General features: G+C 67.5%; 16 protein-coding genes. 10 read left to right on the forward strand and 6 right to left on the reverse strand.

Going from position 1 to position 15,366, the window contains the following annotated elements:
* Window positions 1-302 precede the first annotated feature (302 nt).
* Complete coding sequence (locus tag ASE66_RS00785) at window positions 303-716, forward strand: hypothetical protein (protein WP_057187675.1); 414 nt, start codon at window positions 303-305, stop codon at window positions 714-716.
* 4 nt (window positions 717-720) lie between these two features.
* On the opposite strand, the gene ASE66_RS00790 is transcribed toward ASE66_RS00785, so the two are convergent.
* Window positions 721-1,104 carry a YybH family protein gene (locus ASE66_RS00790; RefSeq protein WP_057187676.1) on the reverse strand — a complete coding sequence of 128 codons (384 nt, stop codon included), beginning with the start codon at window positions 1,102-1,104 and terminating at the stop codon, window positions 721-723.
* A gap of 102 nt (window positions 1,105-1,206) precedes the next feature.
* On the opposite strand from ASE66_RS00790, the gene ASE66_RS00795 reads away from it, so the two are divergent.
* From ASE66_RS00795 to ASE66_RS00810, 4 genes are all read left to right on the forward strand, one after another.
* Window positions 1,207-1,794: a CAP domain-containing protein gene (locus ASE66_RS00795; RefSeq protein ID WP_082613120.1), complete on the forward strand. Its 588-nt coding sequence runs from the start codon at window positions 1,207-1,209 to the stop codon at window positions 1,792-1,794.
* A gap of 94 nt (window positions 1,795-1,888) precedes the next feature.
* Window positions 1,889-2,515 (forward strand): LysE family translocator, encoded by a 627-nt coding sequence (locus ASE66_RS00800; RefSeq protein WP_057187678.1) that lies wholly within the window; start codon window positions 1,889-1,891, stop codon window positions 2,513-2,515.
* A 10-nt stretch (window positions 2,516-2,525) separates the two neighbouring features.
* Window positions 2,526-3,125: a class I SAM-dependent methyltransferase gene (locus tag ASE66_RS00805; RefSeq protein WP_057187679.1), complete on the forward strand. Its 600-nt coding sequence runs from the start codon at window positions 2,526-2,528 to the stop codon at window positions 3,123-3,125.
* A gap of 52 nt (window positions 3,126-3,177) precedes the next feature.
* The gene (locus ASE66_RS00810; protein ID WP_057187680.1) at window positions 3,178-4,236 is read left to right on the forward strand and encodes an MBL fold metallo-hydrolase; all 1,059 of its coding nucleotides are present in this window, start codon (window positions 3,178-3,180) and stop codon (window positions 4,234-4,236) included.
* 117 nt (window positions 4,237-4,353) lie between these two features.
* Here the strand turns inward: ASE66_RS00810 and ASE66_RS33630 are convergent, their stop codons facing one another.
* Window positions 4,354-5,232, reverse strand: a complete 879-nt coding sequence (locus tag ASE66_RS33630) for a GyrI-like domain-containing protein (protein WP_057187681.1) — start codon at window positions 5,230-5,232, stop codon at window positions 4,354-4,356.
* Window positions 5,233-5,373: 141 nt separating this feature from the next.
* Here ASE66_RS33630 and dapF point away from each other — a divergent pair, with 141 nt between their 5' ends.
* The 3 genes from dapF (at window position 5,374) to ASE66_RS00830 (ending at window position 8,179) form a co-directional block, all read left to right on the forward strand.
* Entirely contained in the window at window positions 5,374-6,258 is an 885-nt protein-coding gene (dapF, locus tag ASE66_RS00820; RefSeq protein WP_057187682.1) for a diaminopimelate epimerase, read from the forward strand.
* A complete protein-coding gene (mtaB, locus tag ASE66_RS00825) occupies window positions 6,258-7,535 on the forward strand; it encodes a tRNA (N(6)-L-threonylcarbamoyladenosine(37)-C(2))-methylthiotransferase MtaB (RefSeq protein ID WP_057187683.1) in 1,278 nt (425 codons plus the stop codon). The genes dapF and mtaB overlap by 1 nt, the downstream gene beginning before the upstream one ends.
* Before the next feature lie 74 nt (window positions 7,536-7,609).
* Window positions 7,610-8,179, forward strand: a complete 570-nt coding sequence (locus ASE66_RS00830; RefSeq protein ID WP_057187684.1) for a hypothetical protein — start codon at window positions 7,610-7,612, stop codon at window positions 8,177-8,179.
* Window positions 8,180-8,195: 16 nt separating this feature from the next.
* Here the strand turns inward: ASE66_RS00830 and ASE66_RS00835 are convergent, their stop codons facing one another.
* Window positions 8,196-9,914, reverse strand: a complete 1,719-nt coding sequence (locus ASE66_RS00835) for an AMP-binding protein (RefSeq protein ID WP_057187685.1) — start codon at window positions 9,912-9,914, stop codon at window positions 8,196-8,198.
* Window positions 9,915-10,270: 356 nt separating this feature from the next.
* Window positions 10,271-12,349, reverse strand: coding sequence for an elongation factor G (locus ASE66_RS00840; RefSeq protein WP_057187686.1), 2,079 nt, complete (start codon window positions 12,347-12,349; stop codon window positions 10,271-10,273).
* A gap of 275 nt (window positions 12,350-12,624) precedes the next feature.
* On the opposite strand from ASE66_RS00840, the gene ASE66_RS00845 reads away from it, so the two are divergent.
* On the forward strand, window positions 12,625-13,020 hold the full coding sequence (locus tag ASE66_RS00845) for a hypothetical protein (protein WP_057187687.1): 396 nt from the start codon (window positions 12,625-12,627) through the stop codon (window positions 13,018-13,020).
* On the opposite strand, the gene ASE66_RS00850 is transcribed toward ASE66_RS00845, so the two are convergent.
* Window positions 13,017-13,805 (reverse strand): SDR family NAD(P)-dependent oxidoreductase, encoded by a 789-nt coding sequence (locus ASE66_RS00850; protein ID WP_057187688.1) that lies wholly within the window; start codon window positions 13,803-13,805, stop codon window positions 13,017-13,019. The two genes, ASE66_RS00845 and ASE66_RS00850, sit on opposite strands and share 4 nt — an antisense overlap.
* A 64-nt stretch (window positions 13,806-13,869) precedes the next feature.
* Window positions 13,870-14,613, reverse strand: coding sequence for a sulfite exporter TauE/SafE family protein (locus ASE66_RS00855; RefSeq protein WP_057187689.1), 744 nt, complete (start codon window positions 14,611-14,613; stop codon window positions 13,870-13,872).
* 173 nt (window positions 14,614-14,786) lie between these two features.
* Between ASE66_RS00855 and rplS the strand changes: the two genes are divergently transcribed.
* On the forward strand, window positions 14,787-15,185 hold the full coding sequence (gene rplS / locus ASE66_RS00860) for a 50S ribosomal protein L19 (RefSeq protein ID WP_057187690.1): 399 nt from the start codon (window positions 14,787-14,789) through the stop codon (window positions 15,183-15,185).
* Window positions 15,186-15,366 lie beyond the last annotated feature (181 nt).

Genomic DNA, 15,366 nt, shown 5'->3' on the forward strand with positions numbered 1-15,366 from the left:
AGATCCGGCTCTGGGACCGACATCACCCAAGCCATTCGCCAAACGGTTTCGCGCCCGAGGGCGCAGACGCGCTGTCGGGCGTTGACCTCCGGGCTCTCGGCGGTTCCATGGGAACGGCCCGGTCGGCGGATGTGGTTTCGGCGATGTCGGCGAAACGAATGCGGGCGTTTAAGCGGACAAATGCGGCGAAAGTCAAGCTGAAGCGCGCAACAGCGCCGGGTGCTCGCCGGCGATTGCGTATCGCGCGGCAGCCCGCCTATGTCCTGAAACCGGTTCCGACCGGCCTTCACCACGGAGATGACATGAAGCTTCCGGTTCTCGCCGCCGCGCTGTTCGCACTCGGCCTCACCCAGGCGCAGGCCCAGTCCTGCGAAGGCAATTTCTCCGTCGTCGGCACGCCGATGCTGACCGGCCTGAGCTACAAGACCTGGGACATGGTGCCCAAGCGTGCCCCGGCGCGGGTGCTGAAGGACCTCGGCGCCGCTGTCTCCGCCGAAGGCTTCGCCGACATGCGCATCGACAACGCCACGAGCTCGGTCCTGGCTATCCAGGAGACCTCGGGTTCCGGCCGGCCACAGACCCTGCGCATCACCGCCCGCAAGAGCGGCAGCGGCACGCGAGTCGATGCGGTCTTCGTCGTCCAGCAGGGCCAGGTCGCCCCAGAAGGCTATGTCCGCGACGCGCTCTGCCGCGTGATCTCCGGCGCACAGGGCTGAGGCCTCACGCCTGTGTCGTCAGCAGATTGGCGTCGCGGGAAAGCCGCCAACGCCCGTCCGCGCCCTTGCGCAGGATCGTCAGCGTGTAGCCGGAGCGGCGGATGGTCTTGCCGTCCGCCGTGGTCGCGGTCATGTCGATGTGATTGCGCAGCCAGGCGATGTCGCCGAGCACTTCGAGCTCGCGAATGTCGCTGCGGCCTTCGATCGTCATAGTCCCCAGCCCCTTCAGCGCGGCGGCGAAAGCCTCTTTGCCGAAGGGCTCGGCGCCGGGAACCATGAAGACCACGTCGTCGCTCATCAGGCCCAGCACGGTCGCGACGTCGCCCGCCTTCGTCGCGCTCATCCAGCTTTCGACGAGATCGCGGATCGCCTGTTCGTCATCGCTCATGGGCTGTTCTCCCGGATCGGCTTGCGATAATCGCGCCGTATTCCTCGCCTAGGTCCGGCCCTGCTTCGTCGGCGTGGCGCAGCAGAAGCCGAGATCGATGCGATGACAAGACATGTGGGCGCAGCCCTCCTGACCGCCCTGCTCCTGGCCGGCTGTGCCGGGGCACAACGCGAAACCACGGCGCCGAGCCCGCGGAAGCAGGAGCGTCTCGCCGCCGTGAAAGCCGATCCGGCCGAGGCGGTGCGCATCCTCAACGCCTATCGCTCCGGCAAGGGCCTCGGCCCGGTTCGGCTCGATTCGACCCTGACCGCGATGGCGCAGCGCCAGTCCGATGCGATGGCAGCCGGCGACAACCTCTCCCATGACGCAGCCGGCAGCTTCACCTCCCGGGTTCACGGCGCCGGCCTCGATGCGGTGCGCGCCGCGGAGAATCTCGGCGCCGGCTACTACTCGACGCAAGAAGCCTTCGACGGCTGGAAGAAGTCCTCCGGCCATGAAGCCAACCTCTCCATGCCGCAGGCGACACGCATCGGCATCGCGCTGGCAAAGAACCCGCAGACCCGCTACGGCGCCTGGTGGACGCTGATGCTGGCGGGCGATCCGGAGAAGCGACAGGAGATGTCGGCAGGGCCCCTCGTTCCCGTACGCGGCAGCGGGACGACGACCTTCCGCTGGGGCGCCCCGCTCTAGGCGCGTGGCAGCGCAGCGATCACCATCGAAAAATGCCTCTTTACAAGCGCCCCGGTCTGGTGATGGCTCTGGTTTTTAGCGGAGCCTCTACACAATGACCTTTGAAAGCTGGGCTGCCTTCGCCGCCGCAACCGCCGTCCTCCTCGTCATCCCCGGCCCGACGATCCTGCTGGTGATCTCTTATGCGCTCGGTCAGGGCTGGCGTACCGCCTTGCCGATGGCGGTCGGCGTCGCGCTCGGCGACTTCACCGCGATGACCCTGTCCATGCTCGGCGTCGGCGCGCTGCTCGCGACTTCGGCGACGATCTTCACCGCATTGAAATGGGCGGGCGCCGCCTACCTGATCTATCTCGGCGTCAAGCTCGTCCGCGCCGGCGGCAGCCTCAACGCCGAGCCACACCGGGACGCGAGCTCGGCGCTGAAGATGCTCGGCCATGCCTGGCTGGTGACGGCTCTGAACCCGAAGAGCATCACCTTCTTCGTCGCCTTCCTGCCTCAGTTCCTCGACCCCAAGGCCGATTTCTGGACGCAGATGCTGATCTTCGAGGCGACCTTCATCACCCTCGCCTTCGCCAACGCCTTCGGCTACGCGCTGATCGCCTCGCGCGCCCGCACCCTCGTCGGCAATCCCCGCGCGATCGGCCTGTTCAACAAGGCCGGCGGCACGCTGCTGATCGGCGCCGGCATCGCCACCGTCGCGGTGCGTTCGGGCAGCAATTGAGGCCTCGCGAATGAGCGGACGCGACGCGGACACGCTCGGCTTCTATGCGGCCGAGGCAGAAATCTATGCCGGGCGTGCCCGCGAGCTCGGCGAGGCGCGGCTGCGACGCTTCGCCGAACTGCTGCCCGCCGGCGGGCAGGTGCTCGAGCTCGGCTGCGGCGGCGGACAGGACAGCGAAGCCCTGCTCGCGCTCGGCCTCGACGTCACGCCGACCGACGGCTCACCCGAGCTTGCCGCAGAGGCGCAAAAGCGGCTCGGCCGGCCGGTCTCGGTGCTGCTGTTCGAGCACCTCGCGGCCGAAGCCGCCTTCGACGGCGTCTGGGCCAATGCCTGCCTGCTGCATGTCCCACGTCCGGCCCTGCCCGGCATCCTCACGCGGGTGCACCGGGCGCTGCGGCCGGGCGGAGCCTTCTATGCCAGCTTCAAGGCCGGCGAGGCGGAAGGGCGCGACCGCTTAGGCCGCTATTACAACTACCCGGATGCCGGCTGGCTGCGCATGGCCTACGGCGATCTCGGGTGGAACCGCATCGATATCGAAGAGAATCTTGGCGGCGGCTACGACCGGGAGCCAACGCGCTGGCTGCACGCAATGGCTATCAAGTTGTCTTGAAGCTGATGGCCCGGCCTTGACGCTGCGCGATCCGCGCACAAGTTGACGGACCATGACACGCCGCAAGCTCCTGCGCCTTCTCGGTATCCCCGCTCTGCTCGGCTCGACCGGATTCGCCTGGGCCTCCTATGCGCGTTCGCGCAATCCCTACTATCAGGGCCCGGTCAGCGACCACTTCAACGGGCTCGTCTTCAGCGACGGCCGGCCCGTCACGAAGGGCCTCTCCGATGTGCTGCGCTGGCAGTTCTCGCAGCGCGAGCGCGAGGTCTTCCCGGCGCAGTACGAGGCCCCGCCGCAGGACAAGCCGCCGGCACGCGTCGAGGGCCTGCGCGTCGTCCATCTCGGCCACGCCTCGTTTCTGTATCAGGTCGCCGGCCTCAACATCCTGATCGACCCGGTCTTCTCCGAGCGCGCCAGCCCATTCTCCTTCTTCGGGCCGAAGCGGGTGAACGCGCCGGGCGTCGCCTTCGCCGATCTGCCGAAGATCGATGTCGTGCTGGTCACCCATAACCATTACGACCATCTCGACGTCGAGACGCTGGCAGCGATCCATGCGCGCGACAATCCGCGGATGATCATGCCGCTCGGCAACGACGTGATCGCCAAGGCGCGCGATGGTTCGATCCGGGCCGAGGCGCATGACTGGGGCACGCGGCTGGACCTGTCGGACAAGGTCGCTGCCACGCTGGTGCCGAGCTATCACTGGTCGGCGCGCGGCGCTTTCGACCGGCGCATGGCGCTGTGGTGCTCCTTCGTCATCGAGACGCCTTCCGGCAAGCTCTTCCACATCGGCGACACCGGCTACCATGACGGCTCGCTCTATGAGCGGCTCGGCCAGGAGCACGGCCCGTTCCGCCTCGCGGCGCTGCCGATCGGCGCCTATGAGCCGCGCTGGTTCATGAGCGACAACCACATGAACCCGGAAGAGGCGGTGGCGGTGATGCGCTCACTGCGAGCCGAGCAGGCGCTCGGCCACCATTGGGGCACGTTCCAGCTCACCGACGAAGGCGTAAGCCGGCCGCCTGAAGCGCTCACCGTCGCGCTCGACAAAGCCGGGCTGCCGCAAGAGCGTTTCCGGCCGATGCGGCCGGGGCTGGTCTGGGAAGCTTAGACCGCAGCGCCGTCATGCTCGCCCTTATGGCGAGCATCCACGTCTTGAACACCGCGCTCGACCAGAGAAGACGTAGATGGTCCGGACAAGCCCGATCATGACGAGGAAAGCGCTGCGTTACTTCGGCTGGACGTAGACGTTGATCTCGAGATTCGGGTCGCCGGGATCCTTGAGGTCGCCGACATACTCCTCGAGGAAGGCGTCCTTCACGACGATGTTCTTGGCCTCGAGATAGGCCGTGATCGTCTCATAGGTCGAATCGATGTCGTCATAGGGCGCGGTGTGGACGAAGCGCAGCGAGCGCCCGGCCGGCGACTGGCTGTTGCGCACGCCGGTCGCCAGCGGCTTCGCCGCATCTGCCGGACGGTCGACCGGCAGCATCGCCTCGAATTTGAAGCCGTTGTCGTCGGTCTCGACGAACAGGCTCAGGGGTCGGCCGGCAACCTTGAGCCCGGCCTTGTCAGCCTCGGTCCGCAGGAGCGTGATGGCCTCCGAGAGTTTCTGGAAGCCCTGGTCCCAGCTCGCCTGACCGGCGAGCAGCAGCACGGGCTTGGCCGTCAGCTGAATCTCGTCGACATCGGAAGGGTCGCCCTGTTTGCCGGCGAGTGTCGCATTCGGATTGGGCGCGCCGGTCTGCTGTTGCTGCACGGGAGGCGCCGGCTGCGGATTGGGCAGGGTCGGCGGCGGCTGGACGGGCTGCGGCTCGACCGGCGTCTGCGGCGCGGGTGCGGGCTGGACCGGCTGCGGCACGATCTGCCCCTGTGGAGCCGGCGGCGGCTGCACAGGCTGCGGCTCGGCCGGGACGGGCGGATTGGCCTGGCTTTGCGCCGGAGCCTGCTGCGCGGGTTGCGCGTTCTGCGCCGGCACTGCCGCGCCGGGCGGTGCGGCGAGCGGGGCGCTCTCCACGGCCGTCGGCGGCGCCACGCGCGTCTGCGCGGCGGCCGGATAGGCAAAGGCGAGCGCAAGGAGAAGCGCGCTGAATCTCGACTGCCGCATACCCGAACATCCCGAGCTGACACGATCGATTCGCGCCGTGCCGCACGCTACGACGATCCCGTTACGGCAGGAAGATCGCGAAGGGTGGCATTTTTTCGACGTAGCGCTCATATACCCGCTTCATCATTGAGATGTGACGATATGAACGCCCTCGCCCACCGCCGGTTCCTCAAGATGAACGGACTCGGCAACGAGATCACCGTGCTCGACCTGCGCGGAACCAAGCACATCGTCACGGAAACCGAGGCACGCGCCATCGCGAGCCAGGAACGGACCCGCTTCGACCAGCTCATGGTCCTGCACGACGCGAAGGTGCCCGGCACCGACGCCTATGTCCGGATCTACAACACCGACGGTTCGGAGGCCGGCGCCTGCGGCAACGGCACGCGTTGCGTCGCCTGGGCGATGACCGCCGACCCTGAGATGGGACAAGCCGGCCGGGATGGCCTGCTGCTGCAGACCAAGGCCGGGCTCCTGCCGGTCGCGCGTCTGTCGCCGGCCGTCTTCACCGTCGACATGGGCGCGCCGCGCCTCGCCTGGGACGAGATCCCGCTGGCCGAGCCGTTCGAGGACACCAGCCGTTTCGAACTGCAGATCGGCCCGATCGACGATCCGATCCTGCACACGCCCTGCGCCGTCAGCATGGGCAATCCGCACGCCGTCTTCTTCGTCGACGATCCTTATCGCTTCAACCTGGAGCAGATCGGCCCACTGCTGGAGAACCACCCGATCTTCCCGGATCGCGCCAATATCGGCCTCGCTGCCGTGACGGCGCCGGACCATATCGTGCTGCGGGTCTGGGAACGCGGCGCCGGCATCACTCGCGCCTGTGGCTCCGGCGCCTGCGCGGCGCTGGTCGCGGCCGTGCGCCGTGAGCTGTCCAATCGCAAGGCGACCGTCAGCCTGCCGGGCGGTGATCTCGTCATCGAATGGCGCGAGAGCGACGGCCATGTGCTGATGACAGGCCCGGCCGCGCTCGACTGGGAAGGCGTGCTGGAGCCCGAGCTCTTCGCCGCCGTCGCCTGATGGCGGTCGAACTCGTCACCTTCGGCTGCCGGCTCAACCTGGTCGAGAGCGAGACGATCGAGCGGCAGGCGCGGGCCGCCGGCCTTGCCGATGTCGCGGTCATCAATACCTGCGCCGTGACGGCGGAAGCCGTGCGCCAGGCTGGCCAGGCGATCCGCCGGCTCGCCCGCGAGAAGCCGGAGCGCCCGATCATCGTCACCGGTTGCGCCGCGCAGATCGAGCCGGAGCGCTTCGCCGCGATGCCGGAGGTGACGCGGGTGCTCGGCAATGCCGAGAAGCTCGACATCTCCCGCTGGCGAAGCCTCGCCAACTCGAACAGCCTGCGCGCGCGGAGCCCGCAGGACGATCCTGCCAGCAAGATCGTCGTCGGCGACATCATGCAGGCCCGCGATGCCGCCCCTCAACGCACGCAGGCGCTCGGCCAGCACACGCGCGGCTTCCTCCAGGTGCAGAACGGCTGCGACCATCGCTGCACTTTCTGCGTCATCCCGCTCGGGCGCGGCAATGCCCGCTCGGCCGAGGTCGACGAGGTCGTGGTGCAGGCGCGCCGCCTCGCCGCGGACGGCGCCAGCGAGATCGTGCTGACCGGGGTCGACCTGACGAGCTATGGCAGGGAGCGGCCTGAGGGGCCTACGCTCGGTGCGCTCGTCGGCGCGATCCTCGCGGCGCTGCCCGAGCTGAAGCGCCTGCGCCTGTCCTCGCTCGACGCGGTCGAGGTCGATGATGATCTGCGCGCCCTGATCGCCGGGGAGCCGCGGCTGATGCCGCATCTGCATCTGTCGCTGCAATCGGGCGACGACCTTGTGCTGAAGCGGATGAAGCGCCGACACAGCCGCACAGAGGCGGTGGATTTCTGTGCTGAGATGCGCGACTTACGCCCCGACATCGTCTTCGGCGCCGACCTGATCGCGGGCTTCCCAACCGAGGACGAGGCGATGTTCTCCCGCACGCTCGCCCTGATCGAGGAGTGCGGCCTGTCCTATGTCCACGGCTTTCCGTTCTCACCGCGGCCCGGCACGCCGGCGGCGCGCATGCCGCAGGTCGCAGGCGGTGAGATCAAGGAACGGGCGGCCCGTCTGCGCGAGGCGGCGGAAGCGGCGCATGCCCGGCACCTTGCGGACCGCATCGGCCGGTCGCTCTCCGTTCTGACCGAGCGCGGCGATACCGGCCGGGCCGAGGATTTCACCCTTGTGCGCTTTGGTCGCAGCATCGAGCCCGGCCAGATCCTGCCGGTGACCGCCCATGCCCAGACCGGCAAATCGCTGCTGGCGGCTTGACCGATCAGCCCATGCCGGCCCAATAGCCGCAGCAATTCGCCCGTCTCGTTACCGTCGCAATCCGGAATTAGCCCGTGACCATGACCAGATCGCTTCGCCTGTCCGCCGCCCTCGCCGCCATCCTGTTCGCCGGAGGCGCCGCCGCGCAGTCCTATGGCGATTCCGCGAGCGGCCTGTCGGTCTCGCCACCCGCCGGTTTCAAGGCGGAAGCCGGCAAGCCGCATCCGCAATTCGAGGTGACGATCGACATCAGCTCGAAGACGGGCACGCCCAAGGCGGTCAACAGCACCGGCCAGCTCTGCACGCTCGGCTTCAAGAGCGCGACCCAGAACGGCCAGCTCAGCCGCGAGGCGATCAACGAGCAGATGGCCAAGCCGGAATGGCAGCAGCTCTATCGCGAGATGTTCGAGACGATCGGCACCGTGTCCGACTTCAAGCTGTTCGAGCACCAGGGCTTCGCCGGCGTCGAGCTGATCGTGACGCCCAAGACCGGGCCGAGCCCGCAGAATGTGCGCATGTTCACCTCGACCCTCGAGACAGCCAAGGGCCGCACCGCGCTGATCTGCGCCACCGACCAGGCCGGCCTCGCCGCCGCCCTGCCGCAGTTCAAGGCGCTGCGCGCGACGATCCACGCGCCGGAATAGGGCCCGCGCGCGCCGCTCAGCCCGTCTGCGCGGCGACCTCCTCGCGCAACGCCCGCCGCAGCACCTTGCCGACATTGGTCTTCGGCAGCGTCTCGCGGAAGACGATGTGCTTTGGCACCTTGTAGCCGGTGAGATTCTCCTTGCAGAAGGCGCGCAGCTCCTCGGCCGTGACGCCCGGATTGCGCTTGACCACGAAGGCGGTCACCGCCTCGCCGGAGTGCTCGTCGGGCAGGCCGATGACGGCCGATTCCAGCACGCCGGGATGCTTGGCGAGCACGTCCTCGACCTCGTTGGGATAGACGTTGAAGCCGGAGACGATGACCATGTCCTTCATCCGGTCGACGACCTTGACCTGCCCGTCCGGCAGGAGGACGCCGACATCGCCGGTCCGGAAAAAGCCGTCCGCCGTCATCACCTTGGCGGTCTCGTCCGGCCGGTTCCAATAGCCGACCATCACCTGCGGCCCGCGAATGCAGATCTCACCGGGCTGGCCAGCCGGCACGTCGTTGCCCTCGGCGTCGCGAATGGCGAAATCGGTCGAAGACAGCGGATATCCGATCGTGCCGGTGAACTCGGTGATGTCGGTGCGGTTGACCGAGGCGACCGGTGACGTCTCCGACAGGCCATAACCTTCGATGATCGGCCGGCCGGTGGCATCCTTCCAGCGCTTGGCGACGGCGGCCTGTGTCGCCATGCCGCCGGCGATGGCGAAGCGCAGTTCCGAGAAATCCACATCCTTGATCTCGGGATGGCTGGCGAGCGCATTGTAGAGCGTGTTGACGCCGGAGAAGAGCGTGAACCGACTCCCTTTCAGGATCTTCACGAAACCGGCGATGTCACGCGGATTGGCGATCAGCAGGCTCTTGGCACCGATCCGCAACATGAACATGCAGCAGCAGGTCAAAGCGAAGATGTGATAGAGCGGCAGCGCCGTCACCATGACGTGCTGATAGTCGCTGCGGCCATGGGGCGGCTCGAGCTGCCAGCCGAGCCAGAGCGCGCATTGCGCGACATTGGAGGCGACGTTGCGATGGGTCAGAGTCGCGCCTTTTGCGATGCCGGTCGTGCCGCCGGTATATTGCAGGAAGGCGACATCCTCCGGCGTGATCGTGACCGGGCTCATCGTCCCCGGTTGTGCGAAGATCGTCTTAAGCGACACCGCCCCTGGCAGGTTGTAGGGCTTGACCACCTTCTTGATCTTGCGAGCGACGAAATTGACGATCGTCCCCTTGAATCCCATCAGATCGCCGGCCGTGGCGATGACGATCGATTCCAGCTTGAGATTGGGCCGCGCCTCCTCGACGACATGGGCGAAGTTCTCGATCACCACCAGCGCACGCGCGCCGGAGTCGTTGAGCTGGTGGGTCAGCTCGCGTGCAGTGTAGAGCGGGTTGACGTTGACCACGGTGTAGCCGCCGAGCAGCGTGCCGAAGATCGTAGCCGGATTGGCCAGGATGTTCGGCATCATCAGCGCGATGCGGTCACCCTTCTTGAAGCCTTGGGCCTGCAGCCAGGCGGTGAAGGCGCGCGCCGCGCGACCGACCTCGGAAAAGGTGATCGACTTGCCGAAGCTCTCGAAGGCCGCACGATCCGGATAGGTCTCGTAGGCCCCGCGGATCAGATCGGCGAGCGTACCGACTCCAGCCTCGTCGATGGTCGGCGGCACGGCCGGCGGATAATGCGCCAGCCAGGGGCGCGTATCCGATGTCGCCTGAACCGCGGAAAGAGCCGTCATCCTCATCCTCCCCTCTGCGGCCCACCCTGTTACCGGGCGTGAGCACCGCGCGGCGGACGCTCGGCTGCTGCCGGTCACGTTCCGCACCTTCTGATTGTCCTGCGCTACACTGCGCAAGCCTAGCGGCGGGCGCAAGCACCCGCCATTAGAAAGTTTACATATAAACCTTCTTGCTGCAACAGACCTCATCGGGCGCCGCGCCAGATCGCAAGCACGGCGCCGAACCAAAGCCAGAGCCGAATCCGGTCAGATCGGGCCAACCTGACCGGCAAATCTGCCCTTCTCTTTTAGTTCATAGACTTTAGTCTGAACTGCTCCCCTCGCCGATTTGCCGCGCAAGCAGGCTGGAATGGGCCCTAACGGGCCTGCGCCATCGCCTGAGCCGCGACCACCGCATCGGCCGGCTTGCCGGCGAGCTCGGCGAGATGGTCGAAGCGGGCGCTGAAGGAGCCGACGCCCGCCGTCGCCGAGCGCAACTCGACGATCAGCCCGGCCATCTCGGCCTCCGGCATCAGCGCGTTGATCTGGTCCCAGCCGCGCCAGCCGGGCCGCGCATCATAGCCGAGGATCTGGCCGCGCCTTGCCGAGACGATCGCCGAGGCCCGCGACATCGCATCCGAGGGGATCACGATCTCGACCGCCAGGATCGGCTCCAGCAGCACGGGCCTGGCCTGCGGACAAGCCTCGCCCATCGCGATCCGGGCCGCCTGGCGGAAAGCCATGTCGGAGGAATCGACCGTATGGTAGGAGCCGTCGGTCAGGGCCACCTCGATGTCGACCAGCGGAAAGCCGAGCGGGCCGCGCTGGCAATAGTCGCGCATGCCGGCCTCGACCGAGGAGATATACTGCCTCGGCACGACGCCGCCGGTGATGCGGTCGACGAAGCGGATTCCCTCGCCGCGCTGGAGCGGCGCGATCTCCAGCACGACATCGCCGAACTGGCCGTGGCCGCCGCTCTGCTTGCGGTGCCGGCCGCGGGCGCTGGCCTTGCCGCGCAGGGTCTCGCGATAGCCGATCTGCGTGGCGCCGCTGTCGACACTGACGCCGTAGCGCCCGGCGAGCCGCTCGAGCGCGACGCGCAAGTGCATCTCGCCCTGGCCGGACAGACGCATCTCGCCGAACTCGGCGCGATGATCGAGCGCGAGCGCCGGATCCTCCTCGATCAGCTTGGCGAGGCCGGTGGTCAGCCTGACGTCGTCCTTGCGATCCTTGACGCCGACCGAGAGCGCGTGGACCGGCTCAGGCGGCGCGACGGCGCTGACGATATCGGGCCGGGCCTTGCCGACCGCGACCGCATCGCCGGTGCGGACGCCTTCGAGCCGGGCGAAGGCGACGACCTCGCCTTCCTCGGCCGCCGGGCGGCGCTGCTGCTCGGAGCCCTTGAGCTCGAGCACGCCAGCGATACGGGCCTCGATGCCGCCGGACGAAGTGATCACATCGCCTTCCGTCATCCGCCCGCGCAGCACGCGGGCCAGCGAAACCTTGCCGCCCTGGCCGGACTGCCAGGTCTTCAGCACGAGGGCGAGCGGCGCTCCGCTGTCGACGACGCCGATCCGCCCACGCGTCACCTCCAGGGACGGCGCCTCGTGCCTCAGCGCCTTGAGCAGCCGGGTGACGCCGTTGCCGCGCTCGGCCGCACCGATCAGCACCGGCACGACATGGCGCTCCTTCAACTCGCGGGCGAGGTCGTCGAAAACGAGGTCCCGCGGCGGTTCGATGTCGCCGAGCAGCCCCTCCATCAGTTCGTCGTCGTAGTCGGCGAGCTTCTCCAGCATCGAGAATCGGGCGTCGCGCTCGCGCTCGACCTCTTCGGGCGCCAGCGGCACGACCTCGCTCGGGGCATGCTCGCGATAGATGAAGGCCCGCTCCAGCGCGAGATCGATGAAGCCGACGGCGATGCCGTTCTGCCAGATCGGGATCTGCCGAAGCAGCAGCGGGGTACGCGAGGCGCGCTGCAGCAAGCCAAGCGTCTCGCGCACGCGCCGCGAGGCGGAATCGATCTTGTTGAGGAAGAGGAAGCGCGGGATGTCGGCCTCTTCGAGCTCGCGCAGGACGAGCTCCAGTGCCGGCGCCTTGCGGTCATCGGCCTCGCAGACCACCACCGCGGCGTCGACCGCCGGCAGGACATGGCGCATTTCCTGGAGGAACTCGACCGAACCCGGGCAGTCGATGAAAGTGTAGCGTTCGCCCATGAAGTCGACGCTGGCGACATTGGGCTCGGTGCTCATCTGATGGGAGCGCGCCTCGGGCGAGGCATCGCCGACGCTGTTCTTGGTCTTGACGGAGCCGGCACGCGAGACGGCGCCGCAGCGCTCCAGAATGCTCTCGAACAGGCTGGTCTTGCCACTCTGGAAGGGACCGACGAGCGCGATGCATCGCGGCCCCCTGCCTCTGACGCCGGACGGGTTTCCTCCATTGCTGGAAGTCGCAGCCATGTCGTCCTCCTTCGGTTCTGGCCGCGCGGACGGTGGCCTTGAAGCCTTGCGTACGATGCGGCGGTTGACCGGCGGGAACGAGAATGGAGCGCCCACGCCGGAAAGGCGGCGGTCGCTCGGGCCCGACGGGGTCGGGCGGCCGTCGAAGAGGGATGTCAGAAGACAGGTTCGCGCCGTTCCGGAGACGGCGCAAGCGGAATATTGCCGCGCTCCGAAACTCGTCTGACGGTCCAATAGCCCTCATCCTGAGGAGCCGCGGAGCGGCGTCTCGAAGGATGTTCCAGTCTCCGGAGCCTCCTGGAAGATCCCTCGAGACGCGGGCTTGCGCCCGCTCCCCAGGTGAGGGCTCGCGAGGGACAGGTTCTGCCGAGCTTTCCCGCCCGCATGCCGGCGGCCGCATCGTCAACCTGAAGGGGCCGGCGGAATATTCGCCTGAAGAGGCAGCACAGGCGCTCAGCGAACTGCTCGGCAAGCCGATCGCGGCGGTTCCGACGCTGCGCGAGGACTGGGAGCCCGCGCTCGTCGCCGCGGGCTTGAGCCCGAGCCACGCCCGCGAACTGGCCGGTCTCTACGACGCGATGAATGCCGGCCGCGCCGCTTTCGAGGATGTCGGCGAGACGCGCCGTGGCAGCGTCACGCTGAAGGCGGCGCTGGCCGGGCTATTGGGCTAGCGGTTGCGCCTTTGCCCGCGCAATGTCGGCAGGCCGATGCCGACCGCGTCGAAGCCGCCGTCGACGGCGAGGACCTGGCCGGTGATGTAGCTCGACCGGTCGCTGCACAGGAAGAAGATCGCCTCGGCGAGCTCTTCTTCCGCGCCGTAGCGCGCGAGCGGGATGGCGTCGTGATAGTCGGCACGGATCTCGGGCGAGTGCACGGCCTTGGCCATGGCGGTCTCGACCGGCCCGGGCGCGACGGCGTTGACGCGGATGCCAAGGCCCGCAAGTTCGGCCGCCTGCTGCTTGGTGAGGTGAGCAAGAGCCGCCTTGCTGGTGCCGTAGGCGACGCGCAGCGTCGAGGCGCGCAGGCCCGAGATCGAGGTGATGTTGACGATGGCACCGCCGCCATTGTCGGCCATCACCGGTGCGACCGCCTGCGTCGTCAGGAACGGCCCGTCGAGATTGACGGCGAGGACACGCTGCCATTCGGCGTAAGTGGTTTCGAGCAATGGCTTGAACACGGCAGTGCCGGCATTGTTGACGAGGGCATCGAGCCGGCCGAAGCGCTCGACCACCGCATCGACCGCCTCCGTGACCTGCTTGGGAATCGCGACGTCGCAGCCGATCGACATCGTCGCGGTGGGCGCGTCGAGCTCGGCCATCGCCCTTGCGAGTTCCGGCTCGTCGATGTCGAGCAAAGCGACCCGCCAGTTGTCGGCGAGGAAACGCTTCGCCGTCGCCAGCCCGATTCCGCGCGCTGCCCCGGTGACGAGGGCGGTCTTGATCGAACTCTCGGACATGGCGCTGCTCCGTCATCTCGGGACTGGCGCCTGCATACAGCCCGGCGCGGCCAGCCGGAAGTGTTCAGCGAAAGGCGGCCAGCAGCAGGAACAGTCCGGAGAGCAGCATCATTCCGTCGAGCAGGAGCTGGAAGGTGCGCTCATCCATGCGCCGCACCAGCGCCTTGCCGATGAAGGCGCCGAACATCAGCGAAGAGCCGACGATGACGCCCTTGGCGAAGATCGCCAGCGGCATCGCGCCGAAGCTGCGAAAAGTCCCGACCTTGGTCAGGTAGATGAACAGCGAGGTGGCGGCTTCCGTCGAGAGCAGCGCGCCCTTGGTCAGGCCGTATGCGGCGAAGGCGGGAACGCTCAGCGGTCCGGTCGAGAGTACCAGCCCCGTCAGGAAACCGATCGCCGCGCCGGCCAACGCGAGTTGCCAGAGACCGAGCCTGATCCGGCGCGCCGCGAGCCAGTGCCGCCCGGGGATCATCAGCAGGAAGAACAGGCCGAGCCCGATATCGATCGCCGCGGCCGGTAATTGCAAGAGCGTGCGCGCGCCAAGCATCGCCGCCGGGATGCCGGGTAGCGCATAGGCGAGGAAGGCGCGCCAATCGACCTCGCGCCACCAGGCCGCGAGCCGCGCCAGATTCGCCATCACCGCGGCAACGGCCATGATCGGCACCGCCTGCTTCGGTCCGAACGACCAGACCAGCACCGGCAGCAGCATGATCGAGGAACCGGTGCCAACCACGCCGCCGACAGTGCCGGCGATCAGCCCGACGAGCAGGGTGAACAGCGTCGCGTAGGTCAGGATCTCAGCCGGCATGCAGCATCTCGTCGCCTTGCCGGCGAAATTGTGCAAGATGATCGAACACCGGCCGGGCCCAGCCGCTGCGGCGTCTCGACAAACGCCCCGCGCTCCTGTATGGCGACGGCCTCAACTTAAAACAGCGAGCCGAAAGCCCGCGCTTCCGCGCGAACACGGCCATGGAGAGACCCATGAACATCATCGAGCAGATCGACCAAGAGCAGATCGCCAAGCTCGCCGACGGCAAGGAAATCCCGCATTTCCAGCCCGGCGACACCGTGCAGGTCAACGTCAAGGTCAAGGAAGGCGAGCGCAGCCGCGTCCAGGCCTATGAGGGCGTCTGCATCGCCCGCAATGGCGGCGGGCTGAACCAGAGCTTCACCGTCCGCAAGATTTCCTATGGCGAGGGCGTCGAGCGCGTCTTCCCGCTGTATTCGCCGAACCTCGACTCGATCAAGGTCGTCCGCAAGGGCAAGGTTCGCCGCGCCAAGCTGTATTACCTGCGCGATCGTCGCGGCAAGTCGGCCCGGATCGCCGAGCGCGTCGAGGCCAGGCCGGCCAAGGGCGAGGGCAAAGGCAAGGGCAAGTAAGCCGCTCTTCCTTTTGTGGATTTCAGGAACGCGGCCTTCGGGCCGCGTTTTTTGTTGCCTGCACCGACGCAAGTCACCAGAATCGTCATTCTCCACACGCATATCGAGGGCATTGATCGGCGATTGAAGTGCGCTTCTAGCATTGCTAAGTGAGCATATCATTAGCAAGCTACTTATGTGA

Origin of the sequence: Allobosea sp. Root483D1 (genome assembly GCF_001429505.1) — a bacterium.
Classification (GTDB): Bacteria; Pseudomonadota; Alphaproteobacteria; order Rhizobiales; family Beijerinckiaceae; genus Allobosea.

Bases quoted from the DNA above. Each gene is read 5' to 3' on its own strand.
- ASE66_RS00785 (WP_057187675.1), top strand. From the start codon at position 303: ATGAAGCTTCCGGTTCTCGCCGCCGCGCTGTTCGCACTCGGCCTCACC.
- ASE66_RS00790 (WP_057187676.1), bottom strand. From the start codon at position 1,104: ATGAGCGATGACGAACAGGCGATCCGCGATCTCGTCGAAAGCTGGATG.
- ASE66_RS00795 (WP_082613120.1), top strand. From the start codon at position 1,207: ATGACAAGACATGTGGGCGCAGCCCTCCTGACCGCCCTGCTCCTGGCC.
- ASE66_RS00800 (WP_057187678.1), top strand. From the start codon at position 1,889: ATGACCTTTGAAAGCTGGGCTGCCTTCGCCGCCGCAACCGCCGTCCTC.
- ASE66_RS00805 (WP_057187679.1), top strand. From the start codon at position 2,526: ATGAGCGGACGCGACGCGGACACGCTCGGCTTCTATGCGGCCGAGGCA.
- ASE66_RS00810 (WP_057187680.1), top strand. From the start codon at position 3,178: ATGACACGCCGCAAGCTCCTGCGCCTTCTCGGTATCCCCGCTCTGCTC.
- ASE66_RS33630 (WP_057187681.1), bottom strand. From the start codon at position 5,232: ATGCGGCAGTCGAGATTCAGCGCGCTTCTCCTTGCGCTCGCCTTTGCC.
- dapF (WP_057187682.1), top strand. From the start codon at position 5,374: ATGAACGCCCTCGCCCACCGCCGGTTCCTCAAGATGAACGGACTCGGC.
- mtaB (WP_057187683.1), top strand. From the start codon at position 6,258: ATGGCGGTCGAACTCGTCACCTTCGGCTGCCGGCTCAACCTGGTCGAG.
- ASE66_RS00835 (WP_057187685.1), bottom strand. From the start codon at position 9,914: ATGACGGCTCTTTCCGCGGTTCAGGCGACATCGGATACGCGCCCCTGG.
- ASE66_RS00840 (WP_057187686.1), bottom strand. From the start codon at position 12,349: ATGGCTGCGACTTCCAGCAATGGAGGAAACCCGTCCGGCGTCAGAGGC.
- ASE66_RS00845 (WP_057187687.1), top strand. From the start codon at position 12,625: ATGTTCCAGTCTCCGGAGCCTCCTGGAAGATCCCTCGAGACGCGGGCT.
- ASE66_RS00850 (WP_057187688.1), bottom strand. From the start codon at position 13,805: ATGTCCGAGAGTTCGATCAAGACCGCCCTCGTCACCGGGGCAGCGCGC.
- ASE66_RS00855 (WP_057187689.1), bottom strand. From the start codon at position 14,613: ATGCCGGCTGAGATCCTGACCTACGCGACGCTGTTCACCCTGCTCGTC.
- rplS (WP_057187690.1), top strand. From the start codon at position 14,787: ATGAACATCATCGAGCAGATCGACCAAGAGCAGATCGCCAAGCTCGCC.